8 protein-coding genes are annotated in these 10,567 nt (G+C 26.5%); 2 read left to right on the forward strand and 6 right to left on the reverse strand.

The window, feature by feature from the left end; genetic code table 11:
- Positions 1-132 precede the first annotated feature (132 nt).
- Together GBG18_RS03570 and GBG18_RS03575 are read right to left on the reverse strand one after the other, a co-directional pair.
- The gene (locus GBG18_RS03570) at positions 133-882 is read right to left on the reverse strand and encodes a carbonic anhydrase (RefSeq protein WP_152188467.1); all 750 of its coding nucleotides are present in this window, start codon (positions 880-882) and stop codon (positions 133-135) included.
- The gene (locus GBG18_RS03575; protein ID WP_152188469.1) at positions 879-1,925 is read right to left on the reverse strand and encodes a hemolysin family protein; all 1,047 of its coding nucleotides are present in this window, start codon (positions 1,923-1,925) and stop codon (positions 879-881) included. The genes GBG18_RS03570 and GBG18_RS03575 overlap by 4 nt, the downstream gene beginning before the upstream one ends.
- Before the next feature lie 186 nt (positions 1,926-2,111).
- On the opposite strand from GBG18_RS03575, the gene GBG18_RS03580 reads away from it, so the two are divergent.
- Entirely contained in the window at positions 2,112-2,456 is a 345-nt protein-coding gene (locus tag GBG18_RS03580) for a hypothetical protein (RefSeq protein ID WP_152188471.1), read from the forward strand.
- An 11-nt stretch (positions 2,457-2,467) separates the two neighbouring features.
- Here the strand turns inward: GBG18_RS03580 and GBG18_RS03585 are convergent, their stop codons facing one another.
- Genes GBG18_RS03585 through uvrA form a run of 3 tightly spaced genes read right to left on the reverse strand, consistent with a single transcriptional unit; the run spans position 2,468 to position 7,021 of the window.
- Complete coding sequence (locus tag GBG18_RS03585; protein ID WP_152188472.1) at positions 2,468-3,838, reverse strand: transporter substrate-binding domain-containing diguanylate cyclase; 1,371 nt, start codon at positions 3,836-3,838, stop codon at positions 2,468-2,470.
- A 27-nt stretch (positions 3,839-3,865) separates the two neighbouring features.
- The gene (locus tag GBG18_RS03590) at positions 3,866-4,210 is read right to left on the reverse strand and encodes a DUF309 domain-containing protein (protein ID WP_152188474.1); all 345 of its coding nucleotides are present in this window, start codon (positions 4,208-4,210) and stop codon (positions 3,866-3,868) included.
- On the reverse strand, positions 4,211-7,021 hold the full coding sequence (gene uvrA / locus GBG18_RS03595) for an excinuclease ABC subunit UvrA (RefSeq protein WP_152188476.1): 2,811 nt from the start codon (positions 7,019-7,021) through the stop codon (positions 4,211-4,213).
- Positions 7,022-7,212: 191 nt separating this feature from the next.
- On the opposite strand from uvrA, the gene GBG18_RS03600 reads away from it, so the two are divergent.
- The gene (locus GBG18_RS03600; protein ID WP_152188478.1) at positions 7,213-9,687 is read left to right on the forward strand and encodes an aconitase family protein; all 2,475 of its coding nucleotides are present in this window, start codon (positions 7,213-7,215) and stop codon (positions 9,685-9,687) included.
- Positions 9,688-9,833: 146 nt separating this feature from the next.
- On the opposite strand, the gene GBG18_RS03605 is transcribed toward GBG18_RS03600, so the two are convergent.
- Entirely contained in the window at positions 9,834-10,565 is a 732-nt protein-coding gene (locus tag GBG18_RS03605) for a sulfite exporter TauE/SafE family protein (RefSeq protein WP_152188480.1), read from the reverse strand.
- Between the last annotated feature and the right edge of the window lie 2 nt (positions 10,566-10,567).

The raw sequence follows: 10,567 nt of genomic DNA on the forward strand, positions 1-10,567 counted from the left end.
TTTTACCTTTAGTCATATTTTTAATTCTTTTTTAAATGAATTAAAGTATAACATAAAAATAGTAATATAGTTGTTTATTAAATTTTTAAAGTAGGCATATATACAGAAAAAATTCTGTATATATTTTTTTAATTAGTCTAGAATAGTTCTAGCGTTTATTTTTTGAAGAGGTCTATTGTTTGTTGGCATTACTGCATCAAAGTCAGCTAATTGACTTTTTGAAATTCCAACAGGTGTTTTTAATACGAACCATTTAACACCCTCACTACAAGGAGGAGTTGTTAAAGAACCATTAAATCTATAATAATCTTTATTTGATGGTAAAATATCATATCCTAAAACTTCAGATTTTAATCTATTTTTATCACCTTTATTTTCAGGTAAGTTTCTTAATAGTTTATTTAAAACTAAATTGTCTTCTATAATCTCAAACATTACAGCAACAACAGCTAAGTTTCCTGCGCTATTTGCATGAACTAAGTGAGCTTCCATAGGGTATGAAGTTCCATTAATTTGATTTTCACTTGGTGTATGAAAATGAATTTGTTTTAAGTAATATTTTTCATTGTCAATTGCTAAAGAGTTAGCACTTGTAAAGTTTACTTGAAGTGAATGACCATTATTTTCAAATGTTGTTGCTTTTGCACTACCTTCAAACTCTAAAGGATTTAACTTTGCAGGTATTACATTGGTAATATTGATTGGTGATTGATTTAAACCATTTTCACACATACTATATTTTTCATCAAGATTAGCCCATTCTTTTGGTCCTAAATCTTCAGTATAATCCCAATGTGCGCCTTTTTCTTCAGAAGTCCCACTTAACATAAGTGCAACAACAAAAACAATAAAAATACTAATTATAGTGTTCTTTAAACTCATTTATATTCCTTTTCTTTTTCTTTTCTTTTTGCTTTCATTTTATTTAAAGCAAGTCTTCTCATATCAGCAGTTGTATCTGATTCATCCATGATTTCTAAACCTAATAATGTTTCTATACAATCTTCAAGTGTAACAATACCCTCAGTTTGATCATAAGAATCATAAACTACAAACATATGCTCTTTCTTTTGAATAAACATATTTAAAGCTTTTGAAACAGGTATGTTTTCATTTATAGGTATAGCTGGTTTCATAATAGTCTCTACTGCAACACCTTTATCAATAAGAGCTTGTTTAAATAGTTTTTTTGTTAATACGATACCAATGATATTATCAATAGTATCTTCATAAATAGGAACTCTCGAAAACTTAAAAGTTCTCTTATCTTCAATAATATCTTTAATAGGTGTGTTTTTATCTATTGCATACATAACTGATCTAGGAGTTAATATTTCTCTAACTTTCATATTATTTAAAGTTAGAGTATTTTCAATAATATCAGATTCTAAATCTCCAATAACCCCTTCTTCTTCACTTAATAGTGTAGAGTGAATTAGCTCTTCTCTTGAAATTGTATCACTCATATTTGAACCAATTTTTTTAGTTACAAATTGTGTAATTAAAATAATAGGGTAGGTAATAAATATGAATATATTAATAATTCTTGCTGCATAAGGTGCTAGTTCTTTCCAATAAACAGCTCCAATTGTTTTAGGTATTATTTCTGCAAAAAATAAAATCATAAATGTCAAAATAATAGAAACTACCATTACAATAGTTTTATCACCATCAAATACATTTTGTGCTTGAACTCCAATAGCAGTAGCACCTAAAGTATTAGCAATTGTATTTAAAATTAGAATTGAAGCAATTGAAACATCTATGTCAGTTTTTAATTTTTTGAGTAATTGTCCTGCTTTTTTATTTTTCTTTTCAAGAACAGATACATACGATAGATTTGTAGAAAGTAGAATAGATTCTAAAATAGAACATAAAAATGACACTCCTACAACAGCAATAAATAGTAAGATTAAAATATCCATTTTTTCTCACTCTTAATTAAATCACGCCTTCGGGAATTATCTTCCAATAAGGACTCCTTTATTTTTGAAAGTTTATAGCTAATAATATCAAAAAAAACTTAATAATTAAATTTTTTTTGACAAAATATTTGAAATTGATGTATAATTATTAAAAGAGATAAATTGATTTAAAGAAAGGAGCTTATTTTGGAATATGGTTTAATGTCAAATATTAATCAGTTTAGTGATAATAAACTTGTACAAGCACAGCAAATTCAATCAATTAATACAAGTTCTAATTTAGATCAACAATCTAAATTAAAAGAGGTTCAAAAAGAACAATTTACAAATACACAAGCTGTTTCAAATGTTGAAAAAACAAGTAGTGAAACAACAAAAGTTCATCATGAGATTGTACTTACAAACACTAATTTTGGTTTTAATGATTCATCAAAAGATTTTTTTGTAAAAGCAGTTAGAGGAAATAGTGAAAATCAATATCCAACAGAAGATATGATGCGATTAAAATCTTATTTAATGGGATTAGAATAATCCCTTGAGATTTATAAACTAGAAGCTAATACTACTTGATTTCTTCCCTGCTGTTTTGCTTTATATAAAGCATTATCTGCATTTGCTAGAATATCTTTTAGCGTCAACTCTTTCTTTGCTTCAGAAACACCAAATGAAGCAGTAACTTTTCTTATTTTAAAATCATACTCTTCAATTAGTTTTTTAAGTCTTAAAGCAATTACTGAGGCATCTTTTTCTGTAGTGTTTTTACAAATAATTAAAAATTCTTCGCCACCCCATCTTCCAATTTCATCATTTTTATTTAGACTATTTTTTAATAGACGTGATAATTCAACTAAAACTTTATCTCCTTCTAAATGTCCATGGATATCGTTTATTTCTTTAAAGTGATCAATATCTAAAAGAATTAATGAATATTTTTTGTTTTTAGAATCATTTAATAGTTCATCTAGTTTTCTTCTATTATGAAGATTTATTAAAGAGTCTGTAGTTGATAGCTTTTTTAATTTTTTATTATATTCTCTTAAGTCTTTTTGTTTAAATGAATAAAATAAAATTGCAAGTAAAATCAAAATCAAAATTTGAACTAAATATTCATATCCAACAAATGTTTTATCAAACTTAACAATAAGCCATTGCCTAATAATACTGTTTTTATCTTCAGGACTTAACATAGCAATATGTTTATTTATAATTGTTTGTAGTTGTTTATAATCTTTTCTAATCATAAAAGAAACATGAACTTTATGTTCACTTGTTCCTGATATCTTAAGATTATAATAGCCATTTACAGAAATTAAATGAGCAATTGTTGGTAAAATATCAACTGCAGCTTCAACTTTTCCTGCACTTAAAAGCTCTAAAGCTTCTTTTGTATTTTTTACTGTTACAAAATCAATATTAGGAAAATGCTCTTTTAAAATATTATGAGAACTGTAGTTTTCTCCAACTGCAACTTTTTTGCCTTCTAAAAATGAAGCATTTGGAATAAATCTTTTATCAAACAGTGTGGCAAAGGCTATAGGAAAAGATATATAAGAGCTTGTGAAATTTGCATAATCTAGTTTGTTTTTGTCATAAGATGTACCAATTGTAATATCAGCTTCTTTATTTTTTATGGAATTTAAAACATGATTCCAATCTTTTGCAGTTACTATTTCTGAGTTAATATGTGCACGCTCTTTAATCTTATTCCAAAAATCAATAGCAATCCCACTTAATTCATCTTTATCATTATACATATTTATTGGTGCCCAGGTATTTGATGTAATAACTTTGATTTTTGTGTTTCTTAAGAAAGCTTCTTCTTTAGGAGTTAGTTTTACATAATCAATTATTTCATTTGCAAATAAGCAGTTTGTAAATATTAAAAAAAACAATAAAAATTTGACTTTATTCATACATGTAAACCTTTGACTTTACTATAGTTAATTATTAATTAAACTATTCTTTTTAATCAATAACTCTTTTGCATAATAAAATCTGTCCTTATTATCTAATGAAACTTCATCTAATAAAGGCATATATTTATTAAAAACAGGCCAAACTTTTTCATAGCCACTTGGTCTTTTCTTTTCAAAATACAAGGCTAGGGCAGTAGCCCCATTTATTAAGCCTTTTAGTACTAAAGCTTTATTTTTTTCGCCAATTTTTTTGTATTCATTCCAATCATCTTCTAATAGTTCATGTGCTTCAACGTAAAAATTATTTTCAACTGCATAAATAAATCTATCAATTGCTAAATCTTGTGTAAATTTTGTTTTGTCATACATTTATTTAATCTCTTTTGCTAAATAATAACCTGTATGTGAACCAGATTTTTTATGATTTGCGGCAAGATGTTCTGGTGTTCCTTCATCAACAAGTAAGCCACCTTTATTTCCACCCTCAGGTCCCATATCAATAACCCAATCAGAGTTTTTAACTACATCTAAATTATGCTCAATTACAATTACAGAGTTTCCTAAATCAACCAAATGGTGTAATACTTTTGTAAGTCTATCAACATCTGCAAAATGAAGTCCAGTTGTTGGTTCATCTAAAATATATAGAGTATTTCCTGTATCTTTTTTACTTAATTCTTTACTTAGTTTAATTCTTTGTGCTTCTCCACCACTAAGAGTTACAGCATTTTGTCCTAAAGTAATATATCCAAGTCCCACATCACTAAGTGTCTGAAGTTTTGCATGGATTTTTGGAATTTTTATAAAGAATTCAAGAGCTTCATCAACACTCATATTTAAAACATCAGAAATACTTTTACCCTTATATAATATTTCTAAAGTTTGAGCATTATATCTTTGACCTTGACAATCATCACACTTAACCATAATATCTGGTAAGAAGTGCATTTCTATTTTAATTTCACCTTCACCTTGACATTTTTCACAACGACCACCTTTAACATTAAAAGAGAAACGTCCTATTTTATAGCCTCTAATTTCTGCTTCTTTTGTTTTAGAAAATAGAAGTCTTAATTCATCCATTAATCCTGTATATGTTGCAGGATTACTTCTTGGAGTTCTTCCTATTGGACTTTGGTCTAGATAAATTACTTTATCAAGTTTTTCTAGTCCTTCAATCTCTACACCATCAACTTTTTTAACTTTTCTAGCATGGTTTAGTAACTCTTTTGCTACAGGTAAAAGTGTTTGCAAGATTAGTGAAGATTTTCCACTTCCTGAAACTCCTGTAATTGCACATAAGTTTTTTAAAGGTATTTGTAAACTTAAATCCTTAATATTATTGATTGATACATTTTTTATCTCAATAAACTCTTCTTGTGGTCTATTATGTAAATAACTTATTTTTTTTTCACCTGTTAAGTATTTTGCAGTTAAAGTCTTTGCTTTATACATCTGATCTAGTGTTCCATCAAATACAATTTCACCACCAAATTTTCCTGCATGTGGACCAATATCTACAATATAATCTGCAGCTTCAATAGTCTCTTTATCATGTTCAACTACAATTACAGTATTTCCTTTTTCTTGTAGAGCACGAAGTGTTTTAATAAGTTTATTTGTATCTCTTTCATGAAGACCAATTGATGGCTCATCTAAAACATACATAACTCCTGTTAATCCTGAACCAATTTGTGAAGCAACTCTAATTCTTTGAGCTTCTCCTCCTGAAATTGTTCTAGCATCACGTCCAAGTGTTATATATCCAAGTCCAACATCATATAAGAAATAGACTCTTTCTTGTACTTCTTTTAATATTGGTTTTGCAATTAATTTACTTTGATCTGATAAGTATTTGAAGTTTTCACTATCTTGGAAAAACTTATGAGAGTCTTCAATAGGAACATTTAAAATATCTCCTATTGTTTTACCTGCGACATAAACGCTTTGAGATGATGGTTTTAATCTATTTCCATTACAATCATCACATGCTTTTTCAGTCATGTACTCAGCCATTTCTTTTTCATCTTTTATCATGTCATAGGCTATTTTTACAACACCTTCCCATTTTCTTTTTAAAGTATGTTTTTTCCATACAAATTTTGCTTCTTCAATACCACCATGTAAAATAGCTTTTCTTTGATACTCTTCTAAATCTTTAAAAGGAATCGTCATATCAATATCAGATGCTTCACAAAAAGCAGTAAGCATTTTAAAGTAAAAACCTTTGTTGAAACCATATATTACTCTAACAGCTCCCTCTTCAATTGGAAGTTCTTCATTGATTACTTTTTTCATATCTAAAGCATATCTAATACCTAAGCCATCACAAGACGAACATGCACCTTTTGGTGAGTTAAAAGAAAATGATAAAGGCTCTAAGGGTTCAAAAGAGATTTTACAATCAAAACATGCCATATGCTCGCTGTAGTGGATGTGTTTTTCAACTCCAACATCTTCATGATTTAGTACTTCAATTTCTAGCTCACCAAAACTCTCTTTTAGTCCTTTTTCAACATCTTGAGCAATTCTTTCTTTGTTTTCTTCTTTTACTACAACTCTATCAATTACAACTTTAATAGTATGCATTTTTGATTTTCCAAGTTCTATCTCTTCATCAAGTCTAACCATTACTCCATCAATCATGGCTCTAACATAACCTTTTCCTCTTAAAGATTCAAGTAAGTCTGCAAATGTTCCTTTTTTTCTATTGATAAGTGGAGCTAGTATTACAATTTTTGAATTTTGAGGAAGTGTTAAAACTTGTGAAATTACATCAGATGCACTCATTTGTGAAATTGGTTCTCCACATTTATGACAATGTTGTTTTCCAATTCTTGCATATAAAAGTCTTAGGTAATCGTAAACTTCAGTAATAGTTCCAACAGTAGAACGTGGATTTTTTGAAGTAGTTTTTTGATCAATTGCAATTGCAGGTGTTAATCCCTCAATTCTTTCAACATCAGGTTTTCCTACTTTATCTAAGAATTGTCTAGCATAAGCAGATAAAGACTCTATATATCTTCTTTGTCCTTCTGCATAAAGTGTATCAAAAGCAAGAGTAGATTTCCCACTTCCTGATAGTCCTGTAAATACGATTAGTTTATTTTTTGGTATTTCTAAATTAATATTTTTTAAGTTGTTTTCTTTAGCGTTAAAAATTTTTATAGTATCTGTCATAATTATATTAGCCTTTAAATTTTTGAAGCTAATATTATATTATACTCTTAACTAATTACTGATTAAATATTCTATGCTTTTATATAAATTATAAACTTATGTTCTAATTCTAAAGTTTAAATTATTTATAATAAATTATTAAAGAAAATTTAGATACTTTTTACTTAATAAAATGTAGAGGATAAAGAGCTTTGAATAGATTTTTAAATAGTTTTGAATTCAATGAAAAAAAATATTATTACTGTGATTTAGAAAAAGTATATGAATATTTTCCAAAATTAAAAAAACTACCTTATTGTTTAAAAGTTTTGCTTGAAGCAAATATTAGAAATGCAGATGAAAATGATGTTAATGATATTATAGATGTTTTTATAACAAGAAATCATTTAAAACAAATTAGCTTTAATGCAAATAGAATTATAATGAATGAATTTAATGCTGTTCCTACTTTAGTAGATTTTATTTCAATTAGTGAAAATATATCTAAAAAACTAAAAGTAATGATTGATGTAGTTATTGATAATGTTGATAGTATTAATAATAAAGAAGAAAAAAATAAAGAAAGATATAGCTTCTTAAAATATATTGGAAATACTTTTGAAAATATATCTATTATTCCTCCAAATGATAATCCTTTAAAGCAAGTGAATTTAGAATATTTATCAACTATGCTTTCTTTAAAAAGAGAAGAAGACAAAGTTGTTCTTTTCCCAGAATCAATAGTAGGAACTGATTTACACAGTTCAATGCTAAATTCACTTGGAGTACTCTCTTTATGTGTTAGTCGAATTGATATACAATCAGTTATGCTAGAGTCTTCAGTTTTTTTAGAATTACCTAAAACTATAGGAATTCAAATCAAAGGTTCTTTAGCTCAAGGAACGAGTTTTAATGATGTTTTATTAACATTGAAAAATCTTGTTATACACAATAAAATAGATGGAAAGATTGTAGAGTTTTATGGTGAGGGCTTAAAAAATATATCTTTAGAAGATAGAACTATCTTATCTAATTTAATTTTAGAATATAGTGGAATTGGAGGATATTTTCCTGTTGATAATAATACAATCTTTTTTATAGAACAAACAAGAGGTGTTGATGCATCTTTAATCAAAACATATTATGAAAAACAAGGTTTGTTTTTATCAAAGGATTTATTAAATAATTCAATGGAGTATGAAGAGTTTTTAGAACTTGATTTATCAAGTGTTCTACCAATAGGAGTTCTTGTAAAAAACTCTTACGAAGAGTTTTTTGTAAGTGATGTATCTAAAAAATTAAAGACTTTTAAAAAAGGAAATTTTGTAAAAGATAATGATATCGTTTTAGCACTTATTGATATTTGCTCAAATACAACAAATCCTTCTTTATTAATTCAAGCTTCTTTAATTGCAAAAAAAGCATGTGGTTTAGGTATTAGTATAAATAAAAATATTTCTAAGTTTATAACTTTTCATTCGCAAGTGCAAAAACAGTTTTTAGAAAAACTTGATTTACTAAAATACTTAGAACAATTAGGTTTTCTTATTGTTAAAAAAGAAGAAATATCTATAAGTGAAAGTATCTCTTTAGATGTAGAAAAATTTAACTTAGATGTGTCATATATCTCATATTCAAATAATATGGAAAAGATTTTAGATAATAAATTTGTAAAATCTAAATGGATATTTTCGCCTGCTTTAGTAATTGCATATTGTTTAAAAGGAAATATGGACTTTGATATAACTAAAGAAAATATTTCACAAGATATTTACTTAAGTGATATTTGGCCAAGTATGACTGAAGTGAATGAGTATTTAGAAAAACTTGATTACTCTATTTATAAAGATTTATATGAATATATTTTTGTAGGTAATGAGTATTGGCAATCATTAACTTTTGATAAATCTGATACTTATACATGGGATAAGAACTCTACATATCTTTGTAAAACTGAACTTTTTGATAAAAAAGATAGAAATGTTATTGATATAAAAAACTTAAGAATATTAGCACTTTTTGATGAAGATATCTCATCTGAACAAATTTCTCCAAAAGGTAAAATATCTTCATACTCTTCAACAGCATTATTTTTAAAATTAAAAGGCTTACTTCCTGATGAATTTGATACTTTTGAAAATAGATATGCAAACTCTCTTGTAATGACAACATCAATTTTATCAGATAGTAAACTACAAAATAAAATAGTAAAACCAAAAGAGGGTGGATATACAAAAGATTTTGAAACTAGTGAAATTATGTCAATATATGATTTTTGTACTAAAATAAAAAATAATAATACCCCTTTAATAATATTTTCTGGAAGTAGTTTTTGTATTGAAGATAAAAATGACTGGACTGTAAAAGGATTAAAATTATTAGGTGTTGATGTTATTGTCGCTAAATCTTTTTCAAAAAGTTATAAAAATGATCTTCTTAAGCTTGGAATTTTACCCTTAGAGTTTATTGATGATGATATTGAATCTTTAAAGTTAAAAGGAGATGAGATTATCAATATTCAATCAAAAAGATTAAAAGCAAATGATAAAATAGAGTTAGAGATTTGTAGAAGTGAACAATGTAAAGTCATTACTGTTTTATCAAAAATACAAAATGATAGGGAATTAGAATATTATAAAAATGGTGGGGTTTTAGAATACTTATTAAAAGATACTTTAATAGATTAAAGACAAGTTTTAAATACAATTGCAGTTGTATTTAAAAAGAAGATAAAAAAGATTGTTCGCGTAATCTTTTTTATTTAAATTAATGTCTGTAAGAGAATTATACATAATTTTAATTACAAGATGATTACAAAACAATTAAACTATAATTAAAATGTTTTATAAATCATAGTCACTAAAATAATACTATTTAAAACTAGAATATATTTTTTATATGAATTTGAATGAACTTTATTTTTAAGCATAATTCCAAAGTAAACACCTATTAAAGAACAAACTCCAATAATAGCACCTTGAGTATAAAGCATATGTCCACTTAATGATAAAGATGTAAATCCAGCAACAGATGAAAATATTACAAAGAATAAAGCAAGTGCGGTTGCTGCTTTTAAATCATATTTTAAAAAACCAATTAAAATAGGAGTTAAAATTACAGAACCACCAACTCCAATACTCATAGCAACTATTCCTGTAAAAAAACCAATAATAAAAAGTGTAAGTTTATTTTTTGATTTTTTATCGCAATCATGCTCTGCTGGAGTTATAAATATTTTTATTATTGAGTAAAGTAAAATAAGAATAAAAAGATATTGTAAAGTCTCATTAGATACATTTGTTACAATATATCCACTTTGTAAACCTCCAACAAAACCACCAATTCCTATAATAATTCCGTCTTTTATGACATAAGTAAATTTTTTAGAGTTTAAAAAAGAACCGTAAATTGATGAAAATACCATTTGCATAATAGAAATGGCAACTGCTTCTTTCATTACAAAGCCTGAAAGTAAAAGCATTGGTACAAGTATCATACCTCCGCCAACTCCAAAAAAGCCTGATATAAAACCTGTAATAATTCCAAAAGCAGCTAAATCATACATCT

The sequence above is a fragment of the Poseidonibacter ostreae genome, assembly GCF_009208075.1.
In the GTDB taxonomy this organism is placed as follows: Bacteria; Campylobacterota; Campylobacteria; order Campylobacterales; family Arcobacteraceae; genus Poseidonibacter; species Poseidonibacter ostreae.

Coding starts and splice junctions, on each gene's coding strand:
- GBG18_RS03570 (WP_152188467.1), bottom strand. CDS start 882: ATGAGTTTAAAGAACACTATAATTAGTATTTTTATTGTTTTTGTTGTT.
- GBG18_RS03575 (WP_152188469.1), bottom strand. CDS start 1,925: ATGGATATTTTAATCTTACTATTTATTGCTGTTGTAGGAGTGTCATTT.
- GBG18_RS03585 (WP_152188472.1), bottom strand. CDS start 3,838: ATGAATAAAGTCAAATTTTTATTGTTTTTTTTAATATTTACAAACTGC.
- GBG18_RS03590 (WP_152188474.1), bottom strand. CDS start 4,210: ATGTATGACAAAACAAAATTTACACAAGATTTAGCAATTGATAGATTT.
- uvrA (WP_152188476.1), bottom strand. CDS start 7,021: ATGACAGATACTATAAAAATTTTTAACGCTAAAGAAAACAACTTAAAA.
- GBG18_RS03605 (WP_152188480.1), bottom strand. CDS start 10,565: ATGTATGATTTAGCTGCTTTTGGAATTATTACAGGTTTTATATCAGGC.